This is a genomic window from Streptomyces sp. NPDC093111 (assembly GCF_040683955.1).
GTDB lineage: Bacteria > Actinomycetota > Actinomycetes > Streptomycetales > Streptomycetaceae > Streptomyces.
The window spans coordinates 60,078-79,727 of record NZ_JBFBNW010000011.1 but is presented as its reverse complement, the minus strand read 5'-3'; the positions used below and the strand labels follow the sequence as shown (position 1 = coordinate 79,727).

The 19,650-nt window shown below is 70.5% G+C and carries 20 protein-coding genes and 1 pseudogene; 13 read left to right on the top strand and 8 right to left on the bottom strand.

All coding sequences use genetic code 11. From position 1 onward, the window contains the following. The first annotated feature begins 382 nt into the window (after positions 1-382). A complete protein-coding gene (locus AB0Q96_RS20445; RefSeq protein ID WP_365327322.1) occupies positions 383-1,618 on the top strand; it encodes a SpoIIE family protein phosphatase in 1,236 nt (411 codons plus the stop codon). A 179-nt stretch (positions 1,619-1,797) separates the two neighbouring features. After that, the gene (locus tag AB0Q96_RS20440; RefSeq protein WP_365327320.1) at positions 1,798-5,238 is read left to right on the top strand and encodes an RICIN domain-containing protein; all 3,441 of its coding nucleotides are present in this window, start codon (positions 1,798-1,800) and stop codon (positions 5,236-5,238) included. Between the two features lie 109 nt (positions 5,239-5,347). On the opposite strand, the gene rpsN is transcribed toward AB0Q96_RS20440, so the two are convergent. After that, positions 5,348-5,653 (bottom strand): 30S ribosomal protein S14, encoded by a 306-nt coding sequence (gene rpsN / locus AB0Q96_RS20435; protein ID WP_365327318.1) that lies wholly within the window; start codon positions 5,651-5,653, stop codon positions 5,348-5,350. Beyond that, positions 5,653-5,889 (bottom strand): 50S ribosomal protein L28, encoded by a 237-nt coding sequence (gene rpmB / locus AB0Q96_RS20430; protein WP_365327316.1) that lies wholly within the window; start codon positions 5,887-5,889, stop codon positions 5,653-5,655. Before rpmB ends, rpsN begins: the two co-directional genes overlap by 1 nt. A gap of 68 nt (positions 5,890-5,957) precedes the next feature. Here rpmB and rpmG point away from each other — a divergent pair, with 68 nt between their 5' ends. Genes rpmG through rpsR form a run of 4 tightly spaced genes read left to right on the top strand, consistent with a single transcriptional unit; the run spans position 5,958 to position 7,851 of the window. Further along, positions 5,958-6,122: a 50S ribosomal protein L33 gene (rpmG, locus tag AB0Q96_RS20425; RefSeq protein WP_365327314.1), complete on the top strand. Its 165-nt coding sequence runs from the start codon at positions 5,958-5,960 to the stop codon at positions 6,120-6,122. A gap of 46 nt (positions 6,123-6,168) precedes the next feature. Further along, positions 6,169-6,414, top strand: coding sequence for a type B 50S ribosomal protein L31 (locus AB0Q96_RS20420; RefSeq protein ID WP_365327312.1), 246 nt, complete (start codon positions 6,169-6,171; stop codon positions 6,412-6,414). Beyond that, the gene (locus AB0Q96_RS20415; protein WP_365327310.1) at positions 6,414-7,565 is read left to right on the top strand and encodes a GTP-binding protein; all 1,152 of its coding nucleotides are present in this window, start codon (positions 6,414-6,416) and stop codon (positions 7,563-7,565) included. Before AB0Q96_RS20420 ends, AB0Q96_RS20415 begins: the two co-directional genes overlap by 1 nt. Before the next feature lie 49 nt (positions 7,566-7,614). Further along, positions 7,615-7,851 carry a 30S ribosomal protein S18 gene (gene rpsR, locus AB0Q96_RS20410; RefSeq protein WP_365327308.1) on the top strand — a complete coding sequence of 79 codons (237 nt, stop codon included), beginning with the start codon at positions 7,615-7,617 and terminating at the stop codon, positions 7,849-7,851. A 182-nt stretch (positions 7,852-8,033) separates the two neighbouring features. On the opposite strand, the gene AB0Q96_RS20405 is transcribed toward rpsR, so the two are convergent. Both AB0Q96_RS20405 and AB0Q96_RS20400 read right to left on the bottom strand, forming a co-directional pair. After that, positions 8,034-8,999, bottom strand: a complete 966-nt coding sequence (locus tag AB0Q96_RS20405; RefSeq protein ID WP_365327306.1) for an MASE1 domain-containing protein — start codon at positions 8,997-8,999, stop codon at positions 8,034-8,036. A 169-nt stretch (positions 9,000-9,168) separates the two neighbouring features. After that, positions 9,169-10,011 carry a PP2C family protein-serine/threonine phosphatase gene (locus AB0Q96_RS20400; protein WP_365327304.1) on the bottom strand — a complete coding sequence of 281 codons (843 nt, stop codon included), beginning with the start codon at positions 10,009-10,011 and terminating at the stop codon, positions 9,169-9,171. A gap of 175 nt (positions 10,012-10,186) precedes the next feature. Here AB0Q96_RS20400 and AB0Q96_RS20395 point away from each other — a divergent pair. The 5 genes and pseudogenes from AB0Q96_RS20395 to AB0Q96_RS20375 form a co-directional block, all read left to right on the top strand. Next, positions 10,187-10,389, top strand: a pseudogene (locus AB0Q96_RS20395) (IS5/IS1182 family transposase); the annotation flags it as partial. 203 nt (positions 10,390-10,592) lie between these two features. Next, the gene (locus tag AB0Q96_RS20390; protein WP_365327302.1) at positions 10,593-11,495 is read left to right on the top strand and encodes a hypothetical protein; all 903 of its coding nucleotides are present in this window, start codon (positions 10,593-10,595) and stop codon (positions 11,493-11,495) included. Positions 11,496-11,527: 32 nt separating this feature from the next. Further along, positions 11,528-12,727: a hypothetical protein gene (locus AB0Q96_RS20385; protein ID WP_365327300.1), complete on the top strand. Its 1,200-nt coding sequence runs from the start codon at positions 11,528-11,530 to the stop codon at positions 12,725-12,727. Between the two features lie 137 nt (positions 12,728-12,864). Then, positions 12,865-13,422, top strand: a complete 558-nt coding sequence (locus tag AB0Q96_RS20380) for a hypothetical protein (protein WP_365327298.1) — start codon at positions 12,865-12,867, stop codon at positions 13,420-13,422. Positions 13,423-13,442: 20 nt separating this feature from the next. Then, positions 13,443-13,991 (top strand): RICIN domain-containing protein, encoded by a 549-nt coding sequence (locus AB0Q96_RS20375; protein WP_365327296.1) that lies wholly within the window; start codon positions 13,443-13,445, stop codon positions 13,989-13,991. A 146-nt stretch (positions 13,992-14,137) separates the two neighbouring features. Here the strand turns inward: AB0Q96_RS20375 and AB0Q96_RS20370 are convergent, their stop codons facing one another. Both AB0Q96_RS20370 and AB0Q96_RS20365 read right to left on the bottom strand, forming a co-directional pair. Then, the gene (locus tag AB0Q96_RS20370) at positions 14,138-14,530 is read right to left on the bottom strand and encodes a hypothetical protein (protein ID WP_365327294.1); all 393 of its coding nucleotides are present in this window, start codon (positions 14,528-14,530) and stop codon (positions 14,138-14,140) included. 238 nt (positions 14,531-14,768) lie between these two features. Beyond that, positions 14,769-15,995 carry a serine hydrolase domain-containing protein gene (locus AB0Q96_RS20365; protein ID WP_365327292.1) on the bottom strand — a complete coding sequence of 409 codons (1,227 nt, stop codon included), beginning with the start codon at positions 15,993-15,995 and terminating at the stop codon, positions 14,769-14,771. Positions 15,996-16,205: 210 nt separating this feature from the next. On the opposite strand from AB0Q96_RS20365, the gene AB0Q96_RS20360 reads away from it, so the two are divergent. After that, complete coding sequence (locus AB0Q96_RS20360; protein WP_365327290.1) at positions 16,206-17,063, top strand: MerR family transcriptional regulator; 858 nt, start codon at positions 16,206-16,208, stop codon at positions 17,061-17,063. 736 nt (positions 17,064-17,799) lie between these two features. Next, positions 17,800-18,171 (top strand): RidA family protein, encoded by a 372-nt coding sequence (locus AB0Q96_RS20355; protein WP_365327288.1) that lies wholly within the window; start codon positions 17,800-17,802, stop codon positions 18,169-18,171. A 293-nt stretch (positions 18,172-18,464) separates the two neighbouring features. Here AB0Q96_RS20355 and AB0Q96_RS20350 read toward each other — a convergent pair whose 3' ends face one another. Next, on the bottom strand, positions 18,465-18,992 hold the full coding sequence (locus AB0Q96_RS20350) for a hypothetical protein (RefSeq protein WP_365327286.1): 528 nt from the start codon (positions 18,990-18,992) through the stop codon (positions 18,465-18,467). Between the two features lie 77 nt (positions 18,993-19,069). Next, on the bottom strand, positions 19,070-19,528 hold the full coding sequence (locus AB0Q96_RS20345) for a hypothetical protein (RefSeq protein ID WP_365327285.1): 459 nt from the start codon (positions 19,526-19,528) through the stop codon (positions 19,070-19,072). Positions 19,529-19,650: the final 122 nt, after the last annotated feature.

Here is a 19,650-nt window from a genome sequence, read left to right as displayed (position 1 = left end):
CCGGTCGCGTGCGTCTCGTGGGGTGGCACGAGACTCCTCCAGACAAGCGCCGCCCACCGCGACCCGCACGCGGGACTAGCCCGACTGACGGGTACGCCGGACGACGTATACGCCGACCGACGGGTATGCCGGCCGATGGGTACGCCGGCCGACGGGCGAGCGGGGACGCCCCCCGCCTGCCGCACATGCGCGTGTAGCCCGCTGGAGGTGGGCCCAGGGCCGTCCCCACCGTCGCGCCGCCGCGACGCCGCCCGTCTCGTCGAGTGCCGGCGGGTCCGGCCTGGGACAATGGAGCCGGTGAGGCGGCGGCAGGGCCGCGGACTCGGGCGTCCCCGTCGCATCGGCACCGATCCCGGAGCGCGGAAGGACGGACGCGAAGCCCGTGGAACCGAGCATTGACTACAAGGCGTTGTTCATGGCCACGCCCAGTCCGTATCTGGTGCTGGATCCCGGCCTGGTGATCGTCGATGTCAACGAGGCGTACCTGCAGGCCACCGGCCGGAGCCGACCGGACCTGATCGGCCGGTACGTGTTCGACGCGTTCCCGGACAATCCGGCGGACGCGCACGCGGACGGGGTGCGGAACCTGCACGACTCGCTCCGACGTGCCCTGCGTTCGGGGCGGCCGGACACGATGGCGGTGCAGAAGTACGACATCCCCGTCCCGGCCCGGGAGGGGATGTTCGAGGAGCGCTGGTGGTCGCCGATCAACACCCCCGTCCTCGGGCCTGACGGGCAGGTGGCGTGGATCATCCACCGGGTGGAGGACGTGACCGAGTTCGTCCGCTCGCGCCCCTCCGGCCCTGCAGGAGGGCCTCGGGGGCGGCGGGACGTGATGGAGGCCGAGCTCTACGCGCGGGCGCGGGAGCTGCAGCGGCTGAACGAGGAGCTGCGGCAGGCGCACGCCCGGGAACGCCGGGTCGCCGTCACCCTCCAGGAAGCCATGCTGCACTCGCCCGACCTGGACCGGCACGGGAACATCGCGGTGCGCTACGTGCCGGCCGTCGGGTCGCTGAACGTGTGCGGTGACTGGTACGACGTCGTCGACCTGCCCGACGGTTCCTTCGCCGTCGCCGTCGGGGACGTCGTGGGCCACGGGCTCGAAGCCGCCGCCGTCATGGGCATGCTCCGCAGCGCGCTGAGCGCCGCCGTCAGGGCCCTGCACGAACCGGCCAGGTCGCTGGAGCTGCTCGGCCTGTACTCCAGGGCCGTCGAAGGCGCGCTGGCCACCACCGCCGTCCAGGCCGTCGTCGACGCCCGCCACGAGCGGATCACCTACAGCAGCGCCGGGCACCCGCCACCCGTCCTGCTGCACCCCGACGGCAGCCACGAGTTGCTGGACCGGGCCACCGACCCTCCCCTCGGGGCGCGCCCCGACCATGTCCCGCGCCCGCAGGCCAGCGTGCCCTGTGCCCCGGGTGACTGCCTGGTGCTGTATTCGGACGGCCTGATCGAACGCCGCGACCAGGACATCGACGTCGGGCTGCGGCAGCTCACCGACGCCCTCTCCCGCCATGCGGGCATGAGTCCCGATCGCCTCGCGGACGCCGTCCTGGGGCGCCTCGGGGTCGCCGGCGGCGCCCGCGACGACATCGCCCTGATCGCCGTCCGCCTCTGACAGCGCGCGGCCCCGTGTGTGCCCTTTAGCGGAGTTCACCGTCCCCGCCACGCGACGGCGGACGTCGGACCGTCTTACGCGATATCGCACTTGTCCTGACCTGCGCACTCCTGGTTTCCTTCCTCCCCCTGCTGACCGCGGGGCAGGCGCAGGCGGCGCCCAGGACCGATCTCCGCGCGGTGACATGGAACGCCCAGGGCGGAAACAAGTGGGCGGACGCCAGGTCGTACTTCCTCAAGGACGCCGACATTCTGGCCCTGCAGGAAGTCAACACCCCGCCGGTGGACTTCGTCACGCATGACGAGTTGACGCGCCTGAGCAATACGGGCGACACCTCCACGACACCCAGCGGTCTCCCGAGCCTGAAGTACAGGGTCCTCACCAAGAGTTACGGTGCGGGCGACCGGAGCGGCATCGTCGGCCAGATGTTCTACGTGGACATCCTCGACAAGAACCTGTGGGGTTCCGGAGGGAGCGGGGACGACGAGGACCCGGACACCCAGAAGAACGCCCAGAAGTCCATGGCCGTGTGGGTGAACAACTCCGTCGCCGCGGACTTCGACGCCCTCCAGGACATCAAGATCGTCACCCCGCGCACGGACGACAGGAAGTGGATACGCTCCCGTCCGGCCGTCGGCGTACGCGTCAAGGGCACCTGGTACTTCAACATCCACGCGGCGTCCATCCGTACCGAGACGAAGCCCAACCCGCACGCGAAGGCACTGACGCAGGCGGTCGCCGACGCCGTGGGCGACGAACCGTGGCGGGTCCTCGGCGACTTCAACTCCGAGGCCAAGTCCTTCCGCGAGCAGATCAGGGCCACCACGTACTACGCGACCAAGAACGGGAAGCCGGACGGCGTCCCCGTGCCGACCCACCAGTCCGGGTACCCCCTCGACTTCATGACCGCCAGCGAGCCGCTGACCGACCTCGCCGTCACCATCAGCAGCCGGGGCGGCTCCGACCACCGGCCGGTGAGGTTCGCGCCCGTGGGCCTGCGCGCGTGCATGCCCGACTGGGACAGCCGGACCCTCTACAGCCCGGCCGCCCTGGCCGCCCGAGCGGCGCAGAGCGGGGACGTGTGCGTCGGCAACGACGCGGTGGTCTCCATGGGCGACAGCTACATCTCCGGTGAGGGAGGGCGCTGGCAGGGCAACGGAGCCGGCGAGCTGTCCTACCGCAGCCGCCAGGGCTCCGCCTTCGGCACCGACCGGGCGGCGTTCGACTGCACCGGCACCGGCAAGGACGAGGTCTGCGAGCACGACCCGAAGCGGGTCTACGGCGCGACCGCGTCCGGCACGGAGATGTGCCACCGCTCCGATCTGGCACCGATCAAGAGCATCGGAGACGTGCTCGGCATCCCGCCCGAGCGCCGGTTCAACATCGCCTGCTCGGGGGCGACCACGACGGACGTCACGGACAACACCTTCAAGGGCGAAGAGCCCCAGGTGAAGCAGCTCGCCAAGATCGCCGCCGAGAACAACGTGACGTACGTGGTCCTCTCGATCGGCGGCAACGACATCGGCTTCTCCGACATCGGCTTCAACTGCGTCGTGGGCTACGTCGGCAACAAGCCGTGCAGCACGAACGGCCGGTCCGACATCTACACCAAGACGAGGACCATCCAGGAGAAGGTCGCCACGACGATCGCGAAGATCAGGACCACGCTCAACGAGGCGGGCCAGGAGAACCCGAAGATCATCCTTCAGGCGTACCCGAATCCGCTGGCCTCGGTGGAGAACAACCGGTACCCGTCCAATGCACTCAGCTGGGCACGCATGATGACCGGCGGATGCGCCCTGCTGGACCCGGACGTCGACTGGATGCACTACGAGGTCGTCCCGCAGCTGAACCAGGCCCTCGCCGAAGCGGCGCACGATCAGAAGGCCATCTTCCTCAACACCCAGAACGCCTTCGCGGGCCACGAGCTGTGCGCCAAGGCGTCCTCCCAGGCATCCGAGCTCGACTCCCCGGGCAACCCGCCGCAGGCCAAGAGCTCCGAATGGGTGCGCTGGATTCCCGGCCTCGCCAACTGGCTCCCCTACACCCAGGGCGACAAGCAGGAGGCCATCCACCCCAACGCCTTCGGCCAGCAGGCACTGGGCACCTGCGTGGCGAAGACCATCACGGCCACCAGCTGGCAGTCGCAGGGCTACTTCACCTGCGCCGGATCGGCCGGCGCCACCCCCGATCAGATGGTGGTCACCGAGAAGCGGAAGGACTCCCTGTGGTCGGGCGACCCGACGGGCCCGGTGAGCGCGACCATGCAGCTGCGCAACGCGTCCACCGGCGACCTCATCGACGCCGACTGGGGCGGCGACGGAGCCTGGGGCAAGGCGGCGAGCGCGGACGGCTCCGCCCGCCAGCAGTGGCACGTGGACGACTCCAGGAAGCTGGACGGAGACCTGATCCACCCCAGCTCCTCCGTCCAGCCGGTCCGCTCGGTCGCCACGATCAAATACGGTGACAACTTCCTGCACACGGACGACGGCCACGACTGGGCGAAGATCGTCGCGGGGAAGAGCGGACAGCCCGTCTCCTGGGCCGTGGGCCACACCCTGTACGACGGCTCCTCGCAGCTCTTCGCCTACGAGAGCAACGGCAGCGGCGGGTACGACATCACCGGCTGTCTGACCCAGAACCCACGCCTGATCGGCAAGGACGACCACCAGAACTGGCTGAGCATCGAGCACTGCACCTACGACATGAACCAGCAGTGGTGGTTCGAAGAGCCCGGCACCGTGGGGGCCCAGCCCCACGCGGACGGCTGGTCCGCCTCCTCGACCGGACAGCTCGTGTCGTCCGCCGCGCAGACCTGCGTCAGCGGCGGCCAGGCGGATCAGGTCCAGCTCGCGCCGTGCGGGGACGGCAAGGAACAGCAGTGGCAGGCCCGCGCTTCGGCGACCGCCCCCGCCGCCGCCCGCAGCGCCCGGGCGGGCACCGCCTCCGCCTCGGCCGCCGCCCCCGACGGAGCGATCTCTCTCGTCAACCAGAGCTCCGGGCAGTGCCTGGACTACGACCGGACGAACCTCGAAGTCCTGCAGTGGGAGTGCAACGGCGGAAACAACCAGCAGTGGTACCACTACGGTGACACCCTGCGCTCCGTCCACAACGGGCAGTGCCTGAAGCCGGGCGAGAACAACACCCTGGTCACGACCGACTGCGCCACCGCCCCCGAGGAGTGGCAGGGCGGCATCGAGCCCAAGGACAAGGACCGCGTGTCCCTCCAGTCCGCGACGGGACTGGCCATGGACCTCACCGCCGGCGACACCTCGGCGGGGACCAAGATCCTCGGCTGGACGCCCTGCCGGTGCAAGAGCAACCAGATCTGGGACCTGCACGCCGACGCCGGGAACATCTGGCGCCTGTCCCCGCTCGCACTCGACTCCCGGCACGTGTCCTACGACGCGCAGGACAAGACCGTCACCCTGATGGACGCCGTCGCCGACAACAAGGGCGAGCAGTGGCGCCTCGAACCGGTCGGAGGAGGCTGGTACCGCATCGTCAGCGCCCTGGACGGAACGAACGTGACCGCCACCGAGAACGGCGACGCCCTGTCCCTCCGGGACCCGTCGAACGACCTGGGCCAGCTCTGGAAGATCACACTGAACGAACGGTAGACACGACCCGCCCCGAGGGAGAGGCGCCTGACCGGCGGAAGGCCGGGTCAGGCGCCTCTCCTTGTGCCGTCGGCCCGACCGCGGGGCCTGTGGTCGGGCCGAGGGGGGCCTACCAGGACGACTTGGTCACTCCGGGAAGGAATCCCGCGTGGGCCTGCTGTCGTGCCCGGACCCGGGAGAGCCCGAACTTGCGGAGGAAGCCACGGGGACGGCCGTCCACGCTGTCCCGGTTGCGTACGCGGGTGGCGCTGGCGTCGCGCGGTTGCCGACGGAGCTCCTCCTGGGCGGCCGCTCGATCAGCCGGGGTGCTGGACGGGCGCCGGACGATCTCCTTGAGCTCGGCCCGGCGGGCGGCGTAGCGCCGAACGACCTCCTTGCGCTTCTCGTTCTGCGCGATCTTGCTCTTCTTCGCCATCAGACCTTCCCTCCCCGGGCACGGATCCGCGTCACCGCGGCCTCGATGCCGATCGTGTCGACGGTCTTGATGGCCTTGGCGCTCAGGGTGAGGCGGACGTGGCGTCCCTCACCGGGCAGCCAGTAGCGCTTGCGCTGGATGTTGGGGTCGAAGCGTCGTGACGTACGCCGGTGCGAGTGGGAGATGGCATGGCCGAATCCCGGCTTGGCGCCGGTCAGTTGGCAGTGGGCTGACACGGGTGGTGCCGCCTTTCTCGAGGGCCGAGCTTGTCGATAATGAAAATCGTTGCCATATAGTACCTGTCATGGCACGCAACGAGATCCGCCCGGTCGTCAAGCTCCGCTCCGCGGCGGGCACCGGGTTCACCTATGTCACCCGCAAGAACCGCCGGAACGACCCGGACCGGCTGGTGCTGCGCAAGTACGACCCCGTCGCCCGCCGCCACGTCGACTTCCGCGAAGAGCGCTGACCCCACCCGTATCCCGTCCTCGCCACACCGTCGAAAGGTTCCTGCCGTGAAGCCCGGCATCCATCCCGCCTACGGGCCCGTCGTCTTCCGTGACTCCGCCTCCGGCACCTCGTTCCTCACCCGTTCCACGATGACCAGCGACAAGACCATCGACTGGGAGGACGGCAACACCTACCCCGTCGTCGACGTGGAGATTTCCTCCGCCAGCCACCCCTACTACACGGGTACGGCCCGCGTCCTCGACACCGCCGGCCGCGTGGAGCGCTTCGAGCGCCGCTACGGAGCCCGCTGATGGCGTGCGACCGGCAGTTCCCCGTCGTGATCGTCGCCGGGCTCCACTCCGACGCCCGCAAGGAGGTCGTCGACCGTCTCCTGCGGGCCGTTCCGGGGAGCGTGGCGCTGCACCACGACCTGGCCTCGGCACCCGACGGCACCGTGCTCCGCCTCGTCCGCGACGCTTCCGGCCCCGTCTCCAGCGGCGAAACACCGTTGGTGAACGACTGCGCGTGCTGTGCGCTGCGCGAGGATCTGGTCCCCGAGCTGGAGCGCATGGCGGACGGCGGGCTGACCCGGCTGGCCGTCGTCGAACTGTGGGACTCGGTCGAACCGAAGGCCATGGCGGAGGTCATCGCCGGGCATGGCGGGGACCGCCTGGTCGTCACGAGCGTGATCACCGCCGTGGACCCCGCACTCGTCCTGCCGTATCTCGGGAACGGGGACGATCTCGCCGAGGCCGGACTGGCCGCCGCCGCCACCGACCAGCGGACCGTCGGCGACACCTGGGCCCGCCAGTTGGAGTACGCCCCCGTCCTCGCCGTGGTCGACAGCGACGAGGCGGACGAAGAGGACCACGCCCTCCTCGCCCAACTGCATCCCACCGCCCTACGCGTTCCGGCCGCCTCCGCCGAACTCGCCAGGGCCGCGCTCGCGGGCTTCGACGTCGAGGCCGCCGCGGCCGCCCAGCATCCGGCGTGCGCCTTGCTGCCCCAGGAGGCGGACCAGGCGGGAGTCGCCACGTTCGTGTGGCATCGCCGACGGCCTTTCCACCCCGAGCGCCTGTACGAGGCACTTGAGGACCTGTGCTGCGCGGCGGCCCGGAGCCGCGGCCGCTTCTGGCTCGCCGACCGCCCCGACACGCTGCTCGCCTGGGACGCGGCCGGCGGCGCGTTGTGTGTGGAGAGCGCCGGGCCCTGGCTGGCGTCGCTCCCGGACGCGGCCTGGGAGTCGGTTCCTCCCGTGCGCCGGGCGGCGGCGGCGCTCGACTGGCATCCCGAGCACGGCGACTGCTGCCAGCACCTCGTCTTCACCTCGCCCGGCCTGGACCGGGACGGGCTGGAACAGCTCCTCGACTCCTGCCTCCTCACCGACGCGGAGTACGCGTCGGGGCCCGAAGCCTGGAAACGACTGCCTGCCGCGTTCGCCTCCCTCCTCGACGCGGCCTGACCCCTCACCGTACGAATCGAACGACCTGATGACCCAAGGAGAAGCCGCCATGGCTCGACGCCCCGAGCCCCGCAAGCCCGCCAAGTCCCGCCCCAATCCGCTCGACGCGGCCGGGATCACGTACATCGACTACAAGGACACCGACCTGCTGCGCAGGTTCCTCTCCGACCGAGGCAAGATCCGCGGCAGGCGCGTCACCCGCGTGACGGCCCAGCAGCAGAGGTCCCTTGCCGCTGCCATCAAGAACGCCCGCGAGATGGCCCTCCTGCCGTACGCGAGTCGCTGACCGAATCCGAGCACGCCAGGTCGGCCGCCTTCCCCGCGGGGGCGGCCGGCACAGGCGTGAGCACGTGCCTCCCGTCACGCATGCCCGGGACCACTCTCTCCAAGGGGCACGTCGACGTCCTCGACGTCGAGTACGCAGTCGTTGTACGGCTCCTGATCCCCGCGCCGGCTCCGGCGCGGGGATCACGGATTCCGGTGCCCGCCGGGTGGGGCCGCCCGGCTCTCGGCGGCGCCGGGTGGACCCGGCGAGGGCTCGCCCGCCGCGAGGTGCTCCAGGACCTCCGCCAGTTCCTGGCAGGCGCGGCGCACCGACCGGCGGGTCGCACGCTGCTCGGTGATGACGGAGGCGAGAAGCAGGGCGGTCAGGGCGGCGGAACCGTTGAACGCCTGGAGCTTGGCCATGATCTCGACGTCCGTGAGGTGGAGGAACGCGCCCCGTCCGGAGGTCGCCTCGAAGGTGGCCAGCACGGAGGCGAAGAGCGCGCACAGCATGCCTCCGGCGAGCTGGAAGCGGAGCGCCGCCCAGATCAGCAGGGGGAAGACGAGGAAGAGCATGCTCATCGGGCTGAGTACGACCATGGGCATGAGGACCAGGGTCGTCAGCCCGAGAAAGGCCGCCTCCTTCCAGCGCCGTACCCGGAACCGCCCGGCCGGCCCCGCGAGGACGAGCACGAGCGGGGCGACGAGCAGCACCCCCATCGTGTCTCCCACCCACCAGGCCAGCCAGGCGGGCCAGAACTCGCTCGTGTCCAGGGAGCCCTTCGCCACCTGCAGTCCGACCCCCGCGGTCGCGCTGATCATCATCGCGCCGAACCCGCCGAGGAAGACCAGGGAGAGTCCGTCCCGCAGCCGTGCCATGTCGCGCCGGAAGCCGGCCCGTCTCAGCAGCAGGAAGGCGCAGAGTGGCGCGACGGTGTTGCCGACCACGGTGACCACTGTGGCGGGCCCCGGAGTGGTGAGGGAGGCGATGACGAGGAAGGAGCCGAGGGCGATCCCAGGCCAGACCCGCGCGCCGAGCAGCAGCAGGGCGGCGACGGCGACGCCCGTGGGAGGCCAGATGGGGGTGACCACCACGCCTTCGACGACGAGGCGTCCCATCAGGCCGAGTCGTCCGGCCGCGTAGTAGCAAACCGCCACGGCCAGCGACATCAGAGCCGCCTCCGTCGAGGACCGGAACTGCCGAGTATCCAACACGTCAGCCATCAGACACCGGCCGGGCCGCCACGACCGGGCAAGGCCCCTGCGTGTCGGACGCCGCCGTCCGGCACGGGCCCGGGAGGGGCCTCGGACCGACCCGGCCCGAGGCGAGCCGCTCCCCTCACTCCTCGGCCGCCGGCCGGGCCGGACCGCCGTCATGGCCGACGACCAGGACGGCCGCGTCGTCCTCGTGCCCCACCGTGGCCGCCAGCCTCATGACGGCGGTGGCGAGCGCGTCGACGTCCAGTCCGGCGACGGCGGTGATCCCGGCGAGCCTCGTCACCCGGTCCAGACCCTCGTCGAGGTGGAGCGAGGGCCCCTCCACCACCCCGTCGGTCAGGAGGACGAAGACACCGCCGGAGGTGAGCCGGCGGCGCGTGGCCGGGTAGTCGACGCCGCGCAGCACACCGAGCGGAGGCCCGCCCTCGCTGTCGTCGATACCGGAGCGGCCGTCGGTGGTGGCCCAGATGTGGGGGATGTGACCGGCCCGGGCGCACTCCAGGGTGCCGGCAGCGGGGTCGAGCCGCAGGAAGGTGCAGGTGGCGAAGAGATCGGCGCCCAGAGAGACGAGCAGGTCGTTGGTGCGACCGAGCAGCTCTCCCGGGTCTCCGGAGACGGAGGCCAGCGCGCGCAGTGCCACGCGGACCTGTCCCATGAAGGCGGCGGCCTCGATGTTGTGTCCCTGCACGTCACCGATGGACATGCCGATCCGCCCGCCTGGCAGGGAGAAAGCGTCGTACCAGTCACCACCCACGTTGAGCCCGTGGTTGGCGGGCTCATAGCGGACGGCCAGCCGGGCACCCGGAAAACTGGGCAGGTCCGAGGGCAGCATGCCGCGCTGCAGGGCCACGGCGAGCTCGACACGCGAACGCTGCGTCTCGGCCAACTCCCGAGCCCTGGCGGTCAGCGACCCGAGCCGGACCAGAAGATCCTCGCTGTTGTCGGCCGGCCGTCTGCGGAACATCGATCACTCCGACGTCACGACAATCCTCGCATCACTTCGTCCCGGTCTCCAGCAGGCGGGACCACAGGGGGACCACCTCGGTACGAACAGGTCCTTCCCACTCTGCATGGAAGGGCCTGCGTCCGCATCTCATCGGCGGAGAACGCGGCGGATCCCAGCGAGGCCACCCCACACGTTCGGGCCGTCGGGGGCGACAGCCCACCAGCGCTTTTCACAGTGGAGCAAGGCCCGGGTGTGGGCCAAGCTCCACCGCCTGGTCCTCGACGAGCTCGGCGCCCGCGACGAGCTGGACCGGTCCCGCTGTGCGATCGACTCGGTGAACATGCGGGCCCTGAAAAGGGGGACCTGGCAGGTCCGAATCCTGTAGACCGGGGCAAGTACCCCTCGCCGCCCGCACCCGGGGCCGGCGCCGCCGCACCGCCCGTGCGGGCACGCTGGCGGTCCTGCTGGTCCTCGCGCTGCTCGCCGGGACGGTCGCCTGGCAGCAGAGCCGCGAGGGCGACCGCCGCCGCACCGAGGAGGCCGCCCGGCGCACCGCCGCCACCGCGGACGGCCTGCGCCGCGCCGACCCGGCCACCGCGATGCGCCTGGCCCTGGCGTCCTGGCGCGCCGCCGACCTCCCGGAGACCCGCTCCGCGGTGGCGGGCGCGGCGGCCCAGCGCGAGCTGGACACGTTCACCGACCCGGAGAACGGCGCGGGGACGCTGCGCCACCTGAGCGCGGACGGGCGGACGCTGGTCAGCGTGGGGGCGCGGGAGGTGACGTGGTGGGACGTCACGAAACACCGGCGGACCGCGCGGATGCCGGGGCTGGGGCGGTCCGTCTTCGACGCGGTGACGCCACGGGGAGTGGGGCGGTGGTATCCGGTGTTCGAGAACAAGGCCGGATCACGCCGGCTCGTGATACGTGACCTGAGGACGGGGCGACCCGGCACGGTGATCGACGAGGCACGGGCGGGCGCGGAGGTGAGCCCGAGCGGTCGCACGGTCGTCACCTACGACAGGCCTCCGAACCTGGAGCTTCCCGGCCCGCTCACCATCTCCCTCAGGGACATGGCCAGCGGCAGGCTCTTGCTGCGGCTGCCCGGGGGAACCGCCCCGAGTCCCTTCACCGACAGCGCGTCCGTACCGATGCGGTACGACCAGGACGACCGCATAGTGGTGATGCCCGACATCACCCTGAGCCCAGACGACCGGATCGCCGCGCTGTGCGTCGGTGGCCGCCGGGTCGAGCTGTGGGACGTACCGGCCAGGCGGCGCCTGGACACCCCGTGGGCCCCGGTTCTCACGGCCCGGCAGTGCGTCGAGGAGAGGATCGACTTCACCGCGGACGGACGCCTGTTCTCGCTCCGTGACGCCGAAGGGCTCCGCACCTGGGAGGTCACCTCAGGGCGACTGCTTCGCCGCATCGAGGTGGACGGCCTCGAGGAGGTCCGTACAGCCACGACGGAACCCTGCTCGCCGCCGCGAACGCCACGCACCTGATGGTCTGGGACGTCCGTCGCTCGGCCCGGCCCGTGCTGACTCGCCCCCTGCTCGGCGAGCGGGTGTCCGCCCTCTCGTTCGACGCCCAGGCGGGCGTGCTGCGCTTTCTCACCGCTCCCAGATGGGAATGGGGCCTGACCCTGCGCACCCTCGCGATCGGCGACCTGTACGTACCGGGGCCCCACGGCCCCTCCGTCACCAAAGCCGCCTTCTCTCCCGACGGCCGTACGCTCGCGACCGTGACGGTCAAAGGCACGAAGGTGACCTTCCGCACGCGGGAGACCGGCTCGGCGAAGTCGCCTCCGCACCAACTGCCCGAGCTCCCCTGCGGCACGCCCACTCCTCCTCAGCTCCTTCCGTGTACGGGGTTGCTGGCCTTCAGCGCCGACGGCAAGACCCTCGCCTACGCGGTCATGGCCGAACTGGGCCGGAAGGGAAACCGGTTCCGCCTGGGCTTCTGGGACGTCGACCGCCCGCGCCTCATCGAGCGCCGGGAGCTGCCCGTCGGCACCAAGGCCGGGGTCAGCGCCATGACCTTCACACCGGATGGCGCGGCACTCGTCCTGACGGAATTCCCGCGCATCGGCAACACCTGGATCTGGAACCGGCGTCGGCGCGCACTGGAGCGGAGCCTTCCGGGAGTCGACGGGAGTGCGGTGGCCGTGTTCCCCGACGGCGACCGGTTGCTCACCGGTCAGGGACATGTGCGCAGCTATCCCTCCGGGCGGGCGGACTCGCCCACCGCCGGGCCGGGTGCCTTGCAGGCCCTGCTCTTCAGCCCCGACGGGTCCTATTTCGCCGGAGGCACGGCCAACGGCCAGATCCATCTGTGGGACGGGCGGATCCGTAGACGGCTCGGCATCCTGGCACCCTCGGCCACCGAGCCGCCCCCCGAACCCTCACCCGCCTACGCACTCGCCTTCTCCGCCGACTCCCGTCTGCTCGCCGCGGCGGATCTCGACGGCGTCCTCCAGATCTGGGACACCTCGACCCGCCGCCCCCTCGGCATCCCCCTCCCCACTCCCGGCGGCGGAATCGAGGCGCTCGCCTTCAGCGCGGACGGCCGCGCGCTCTACGCGGCCGGGTTGACGAGCGGGCTCCAGACGTACGACGTGGGGATCGGGCATGCCGTGGCGACGGTGTGCGGGCGGATCGGGCAGGGGCTGTCGCGGGGTGAATGGGCGGAGCGGCTGCCCGGGGTGCCGTACCGGGAGAGCTGCCCGGAGCACTGACGGGGCCCGGAGGGGGTGTCCGAGGGGGTTGTCCGGAGTGGTCCGGGGGGCCTACCGGACAATTCCCGGCCGCCGAAGACTGAGGTCACGAGGGCCGCCCGGCCCTTCCAGGAGCCACGAGACCGAGGAGACCGCGTATGGACCCGCGCAGGACATCCGCCGCACTGCTGGCATCGCTGGGGGTGATCGCCGGGGCGCTGCTGAGCACGGCGGCGCCGGCCCAGGCGTACGAGACGCTGACCGTCCGGACCGCCCGGGTGGACACCGACGACTGCTCCCGGCTGAGCGGCACCCTGGCGGTGACCGCGTCGACGTACGGCTGCTATCTCTACGACTCCGTGGACGACACGTACTTCGTGAAGGACCCCGGGGGCGAGGCCGCCAAGATGGAGCTCTGGAACGGCGGCGACCAGGTGGCGAAGGTGGAGTTCCACCCCTACGACCGGAACCTGTGGGTCTACGACACCAGCAACGACGGGGACACGGTCTACGTCCGGGTGTACTCCACCCGGCGCGCCCAGTGGTCGCCGGTGTACTACGCGGTGGGGACGAGCAAGGACGTGGACGTCCACCGGATCACGCCGCAGGACGAGCCCTGGTTCGCCGCGATCGCCGAGAACGAGGACCTGATCGTCGAGGTCTACGACAACTCCGACGCCACCAAGCCCCTCGGCCGCGTCTGGGCCCGGGCCTGACCATGGGGAAGGAGACCGCCATGAACACCAAACGGAACCGGGGAATCGGCCTGCTCGCCGTCGCGGGTGCCGTGGCCGCGACCCTGGCCGGCGCGGGAGCCGCCCGGGCCGACCAGACCCCGCCGCCGGGCGGTGGGGGCACCACCGTCGTCAACCGGAACAGCCAGAAGTGCCTGGAGGTCGAGGACTCCGCACTCGGCAACGGAGGCCGGGTGCAGCAGTGGGGCTGCGTGGGCCAGCCCGGTTCGTACTGGCAGTTCGAACCCGTGCGGGTCGATGGCGCCACGTACTACCGGATCCGCAACACCCACAGCGGCAGGTGCCTGGAGATCGCCGACAAGAGTCTGGCGAACGGCGCTCCCGCCCAGCAGTGGACCTGCTACGACCAGCCCAGTCAGCTCTGGTACCGGACGGGCATCTCGTTCCCCGGCTACGCGGGGCTGGTCAACAAGAACAGCGGCAAGTGCCTGGAGGTCGCGGACTCGGCGACCGGCAACGGGGCCCGGGTGCAGCAGTGGACCTGCCACGACCTCGCGACCATGGCCTGGACCTGGGCCGGGATGGGCTGAGCCCGGGTACGGAAGGACCCAGAGGCCGGAGCGGTGGTGTGTCGCTCCGGCCCCCGGGCCGGGTTCCGGTGGGGCGGTCAGAGCTGCTCGTCCTCGGGGACCGCTGGACCATCGAACGCACCATGTGACGAGCCGAAGTCAGGCAGTCAATCGTGATGGTTCGGGAACGGCGGCGGAGCGGTGTGGCCGGCGGGGAGGTTCCCGGTGAACATGAACTCCTCCAGGGCCGTCACGAGCACGGTCCGGCTCCTGGTGGTCCAGGTGCCGAGAGGGGTGGGCTCGCGCGTGCTCTGTCTCTTCCGCCCGAATCCGGCGAGCCGGAGGAAGTCGACGCCGTAGGCCCCATTGGGATCGCCCTCCGGCTCCCAGCGCGCGTCGAAGCAGAGCCCGTCGTGCACCCGGTGGCCGCTCACCAGCGCGGAGCCGTAGAACCACTCGATGGTCTCCGGTGAAGGGTCCACGGCGTAGAGGCTGTTGATGTCGATCCGCCAACCGGGTGCCACGCGCAGGGGCTGCAGCCCTCGCCAGACCTCGCTCATGCCGTTCGCCGTCCGCCGTCCGTTCGTCCGGCGGCGCGTTCGCGGGCGTCCGCCGTGATCGTCCCGTCCACGGGGACCACCCTCGCATGGTAGGCCGACTTCGGGCTCACCCGCAGTCTTCGCACGACCTCCGGTGCCTTGACTCCCCGCTCGGCCAGGCGGCGCCAGCAGGTCATGCCCGAGCCGAGAACCGAGTTCCTGGGGTAAGTGTTCCCAGGCAGTTCGGTCGAGCTCGCTGTCAGTCGACGGCCTGGTAGAGCGTGGTCCAGAAGTCGTTCATGGCGCGCGGCGAATCCGGGGTGGACAGTCCGACCTGGGTGAGCAGAACTCCGGTGAGCTGATTGGTCCTGTCCGCGTAGGCGGTGGTGCCGGTACCGCCGAACCAGCCGAACTGGCCGATGGGCGCGTAGACGCCGGCATAGGTGCGCACCGCCATCCCGAAGCCCCAGCCGCCGTGCGACCCCTGGCCGGACGTCAGGTGGGCGACGTTGCTGAACATGGCCTCCCGGGCCGCTAGTTGAGCGGGCGAGAGACGGTTGGTGGTCATCAACTCGACGGCGGCCCGGGACAGGATCCGTTCACTCCCGTGCATCCCGTGATTCAGCAGCATCTGGAAGTAGGCGCGGTAGTCGTCGGCGGTGGAGACCAGCCCGCCGCCGGCGCCCTGGAACGCGGGAGGCACGCTGGACCTTCCCCCTGCCGCCTCGTCCCACACGAGGAACTCGCCGGTCTGCGGATCGGGCCCGTACAGAGGCGGCAGTCGGTCGATCTTGTCGGCGGGCACGTGGAAGGCGGTGTCCTTCATCCCCAGCGGATCGAGGACGCGTGTCCGCAGGAACGTCTCCAACGCCTGTCCCGTGACCCTGGAGACCAGCACACCGACCACCTCGTTGCTGAGGTCGTACTGCCACCGCACTCCGGGCTGGTACTGCAGCGGCAGTTCGCCGAGCCGGCGCATCCACTCATCCGGCTCCGGGGCCGGCCCGGATGCCACGCTGTAGTCGAGGCGCTCGAAGGTCGCGGCCCTGATCGGGGAAGCCATCGACTCGAAGTCCACCCCGAGCCCGAATGTGGAGGTCAGCAGGTCCCGTACGGTGATCGGCCGGTGCGCCGGCACGGTGTCGTCCAGGGGTCCGTCGGGCCGCTTCAGCACCTGCCGGTCGGCGAGTTCGGGCAGCCACGGGTCCACGGGGTCGTCCAGCCGCAGCCGACACTCGTCGAGCAGGATCATCGCCGCCGCCATCGTGACCGGCTTGGACGCGGACGCCATCCGGAAGATCGTGTCCCGGCGCATCGGCGCGCCACCGTCATGACGCATCGTCCCGATCGCTTCGACGTGCGTCCGGCCGCCGCGGCTGACGAGGGCGACAAGGCCGGGAATCTTCTTGGACTCGACGTGCCGTGCCAGCACCTCGCGCAGCCGGCGCAGCCCTGCGTCGGAGAAGCCGCTGTTGCTTGTTCCCATGATGAATCCCCTGTTCACAGTGTGGTTCTCACGGCGGCCTTGATGGCTGCCTGGCCCTTCGAACGGCCGTGTGCAGAGCCTGCGGCCTTGACCCAAGGTCAAGGTCAACCCCCTGCACCGATCAAGGGGTGACCGGCACCGATCGCAGGCGTCCCGGTGCCTCTTGGCAGCAGGGGTGGGCTGGAACTGGTGTGCGTTATCCTCACCCCGGTGATCATCCGGACTTGCCGGCCGTCACCGACGCGGTGCGCGGGACCGCAGCCGCCCATGATCCGGAGGTGCGCCGAGCCGATGACAGACGGGCTCACGATCGGTCAGGCGGCCGCGTTCGTCGGTGTCACGATCAAGACCGTGCGGCACTATCACCGGCTCGGCCTGGTCGCCGAGCCGGAACGCGACGCCTCCGGCTACCGCCGTTACCGATCGGACGAGTTGTACCGGCTGGTCCAGGTCCGGACCCTGGCCGCGGCAGGCGTGCCGCTGGCCGAGATCGGTGACCTGCTCGACGCCGATCCCGAGACCTTCGCCGCCACCCTGGACGACGTCCACCACCAACTCACCGAACGGATCGAAGACCTGATCGCGCGCCGCGACAGACTGCACCGTCTCGACCACGGTGACCGCGCCCTCCTGCCCGACCGGGCCTGCGCGGTCTTGGAGAGGCTCGCCGAACTCGGCTTCGGTCCCGACTACGTGGCCGGTCAACGGGAAGCCCTGGTGCTGGCCAGGGCACTGGTCCCGGAGATCTTCGACAGCTTCCTGACGCGGCTCGAACACTCCCTGGACGACCCCGAGTCCGTCGAGCTGACCAAGCGCGCCTGGGATGCGAGGGCCTGGGATCCGGACGACCCACGGATCGAGGAGTTGGCGTCCACGCTGGCCGACAAACTACTGACCCAACGGGCGCTGCTGGCCATGCCGACGGAGTTTCAGGACCAGTCCGACGCAGCCTCCCGGTACGCCATGGTCAACCACCACCGGGAAGACCGGTCACCTTCCATCGCCCGCTTGAACACGCTGGTCGAGGCGAAACTGCGCGCGGCCGGCATCACCGTTCCGAGCCAGTGACGCTGCCCCAGCGGCACTACGGCGAGACGCCCGCCCCATCCCGCCCCGTCCGAACCGGGATCTGCCCGGCGCGAGCAGGCTGGTGAAGGGTGGAAGTACTTCCGTACCTTCTCCGCCTTCTTGTTCCGGGCCTTCGCCATCAGCATGAGCAGACGTGCCCCGCCCTCACCGCGATGGGTCAGACCGGAGTGCCGCCACTCATGCAGATCCCAGCAGGTGCCCGGCTCACCGCCGAGCGCAGTGTGCTCGTCCAACAGCATCCGGGCCTGCCCGTACGAGAGACGAGTGAGCCCGGTGGCCGGGCAGATGCCGCGCGGGTTGACGACAGGAACGACACCGGAACCGGAAACCTCTGTGCGGCGTGGGCTCACATCTCTGGGTAAGGTGGCGTGCCGATATCAGGCGGATGAGATACGCCCGGAAGATCTGTCGTCGAGTACACCTTGGGGCTTGACCAGCAGACGTGGGCGGCCCAGCTGCGGAACGCTGCCCTCGCCCTGGCATCGTCTCCGCTGATCAGCCTCGGATGCTGACTGTGCCCGGCGTGCTCATCCTCAGCAAAGGCGTGGATCGCTCAGCAGATTTCACTGAGCAACTTTCACCCTCTGCTGGAGGGTGTTTTGTGCGCGCAGAGAACACTTCGACGGCGCTGCCAGACAAGCGTCGTTTGTACAGACCCGTAACCAACTGACGGTCCCGCGCGCTATATCAAGGGAGTGCGGCATTCGGGTTCGGCATGCCGTGGGAGTCGTTGTACGGGTACAGCCAGGCCACTCAGGTCGGTGACACGGTTTACGTGTCGGGGCAGCTGTCTCATGACCGTCACGGCGACTTCGTGGGTGCCGGCGACTTCGAACTGCAGGTCCGTACCACGCTGGAGAATCTGGACCTGGTGCTGAGGCAGTTCGGGGCCGAGCGTGGCCAGATAGTGGAGACCACGGTTCTGGTGAGGAACCTGCGGGAGAACTTCGACACGACAGCACGCCTCCACGCCGAGTACTTCGGGGAGCACCGGCCCGCCAGCACGGTCATGGGCGTTTCCGACTTGGCACTGCCGGACCAACTCGTGGAGATCGGCGCGCTCGTGCGTCTCGACGTGAAGCCATAGGTGAGGAGGCCGGCCTGATTCCTTCTGGCTCGTCGTAGCAGCCGCCAGGCTTTCAACTGGGCGAAGGCAACCACCCGCGTCGCCGCTTGGCGAAACTTCCTCTCAACTGCCACGGAGGAGGATTATCCACGGGCCTGGACGAGCCCGGCGCAGCTTCGTCGCGGTCCACTCCGTGGCGTACCGGCAGCGCGCACTGGGCGCCGGCCTGAACCTGCTGGTCTTCTCCGGCCCTCCGACCGCCGAGGGCGGCGTGGGGGAGTGGATGTGCTCGGCGCTCCGTGCCGCTCGCCGGATCAGTCGCCGTCGTCGGCAGGGCCCTCCGACGCGTCCGTGTCCGTGCGGCGCTTCAGGTCCTCGATCTCGGCGGCCAGTTCCTCGGCGCTCAGGCGCTCCACGGAGGCGCCGTGGCGGGCGGCGAGTTCGTCGGCGGGGTCGGGGAGGCGTTCGTGGAGGAAGAGGATGAGTACGGCGCCGTTCTCGGGGACGCGGGTGCTGAGGGTGATCAGCGCCTCGCCGCCGGCCTCCAGATGGTGCTGCTCGGCCGCGTTGCCCAGCAGTGCCCCGGCGGTGAAGCCCAGCAGCGCGCCGACCGGGCCGCCCAGCAGCCCGAGCGCGAGACCGGCCGCGCCGCCGCCGACCGTGGCGGCACCCGTTCCGCGGATGTGCGTGTCCAGCACCTCGAGCTCACCGTCGGCCCGCCGCGCCACGCTCACCTCCTGGCGGTAGCCGGACAGGTGCTGCGCCTCCCGGAACGCGTCGCCGCAGCGCTCCGGGTCCTGGAACGTCAGCAGCAGGACGTTGTCACGAGGTGAGCTCTCCACGGCCCGAGCCTAACCGCGCGGCGTACCGATCCCCGGCTGCCCGACCTCGCCGAACGGGTGAGGCGGCCGTCCGCTGTTCAGCCCAGCGCCCCGCTCGCCCACAGCGTCGGCAGGAGCGAGACCGTCGCCGCGAGCCAGAAGTCGTGGCGGCGGGGGTGGTAGAGCCTTTCGGCCAGGCGCTGGAGCCAGGCGGGGGAGTCGGTGTCCTCGAAGGAGCGGTCGAGCATGGCGTTGCGGAACAGGCCCAGGAAGGCCAGGGCCCACGAGACGCCGAGGAGGGCGGTTGCCGCGACCCGGACCGCGGTGAGCGCGAGCCGGCCGGTCGCGTCCTCCGCCAGGCCCGCCCCGGCCACCAGGGCGATCGAGGCCATGCCCGTACCGATCCACGCCCAGTTCGCCGCCGGCAGGCAGAGGTCGAGTTCAGTCTTCTCCAGGTGCTCGTGCCGGGCCAGCCGCCGGAACAGTGCGCGCTCCTCCCCGCGGTCATCAGCAGCGCGACGGCGCCCGCGAGGTGTTTGAGGCTCCGCCCCGTCCATGGTCTCTGGCGCTCGGTCGCGCGGTCCAGCGGGTGACCCCATGTCATGAAGCCATCCGTCCCTTCACGGTGGATGGCGGATTGTGGATGGCGGATCGCGGAGGTTGTGGCCGCCGACGGAAA

Excerpts from the sequence above, each read along its gene's own strand:
- rpsN (WP_365327318.1), bottom strand. The coding sequence starts at position 5,653 with ATGGCGAAGAAGAGCAAGATCGCGCAGAACGAGAAGCGCAAGGAGGTC.
- rpmG (WP_365327314.1), top strand. The coding sequence starts at position 5,958 with ATGGCACGCAACGAGATCCGCCCGGTCGTCAAGCTCCGCTCCGCGGCG.
- AB0Q96_RS20415 (WP_365327310.1), top strand. The coding sequence starts at position 6,414 with ATGGCGTGCGACCGGCAGTTCCCCGTCGTGATCGTCGCCGGGCTCCAC.
- rpsR (WP_365327308.1), top strand. The coding sequence starts at position 7,615 with ATGGCTCGACGCCCCGAGCCCCGCAAGCCCGCCAAGTCCCGCCCCAAT.
- AB0Q96_RS20405 (WP_365327306.1), bottom strand. The coding sequence starts at position 8,999 with ATGTCGCTGGCCGTGGCGGTTTGCTACTACGCGGCCGGACGACTCGGC.
- AB0Q96_RS20400 (WP_365327304.1), bottom strand. The coding sequence starts at position 10,011 with ATGTTCCGCAGACGGCCGGCCGACAACAGCGAGGATCTTCTGGTCCGG.
- AB0Q96_RS20390 (WP_365327302.1), top strand. The coding sequence starts at position 10,593 with ATGCGCCTGGCCCTGGCGTCCTGGCGCGCCGCCGACCTCCCGGAGACC.
- AB0Q96_RS20380 (WP_365327298.1), top strand. The coding sequence starts at position 12,865 with ATGGACCCGCGCAGGACATCCGCCGCACTGCTGGCATCGCTGGGGGTG.
- AB0Q96_RS20375 (WP_365327296.1), top strand. The coding sequence starts at position 13,443 with ATGAACACCAAACGGAACCGGGGAATCGGCCTGCTCGCCGTCGCGGGT.
- AB0Q96_RS20370 (WP_365327294.1), bottom strand. The coding sequence starts at position 14,530 with ATGAGCGAGGTCTGGCGAGGGCTGCAGCCCCTGCGCGTGGCACCCGGT.
- AB0Q96_RS20365 (WP_365327292.1), bottom strand. The coding sequence starts at position 15,995 with ATGGGAACAAGCAACAGCGGCTTCTCCGACGCAGGGCTGCGCCGGCTG.
- AB0Q96_RS20355 (WP_365327288.1), top strand. The coding sequence starts at position 17,800 with ATGCCGTGGGAGTCGTTGTACGGGTACAGCCAGGCCACTCAGGTCGGT.
- AB0Q96_RS20345 (WP_365327285.1), bottom strand. The coding sequence starts at position 19,528 with ATGGACGGGGCGGAGCCTCAAACACCTCGCGGGCGCCGTCGCGCTGCT.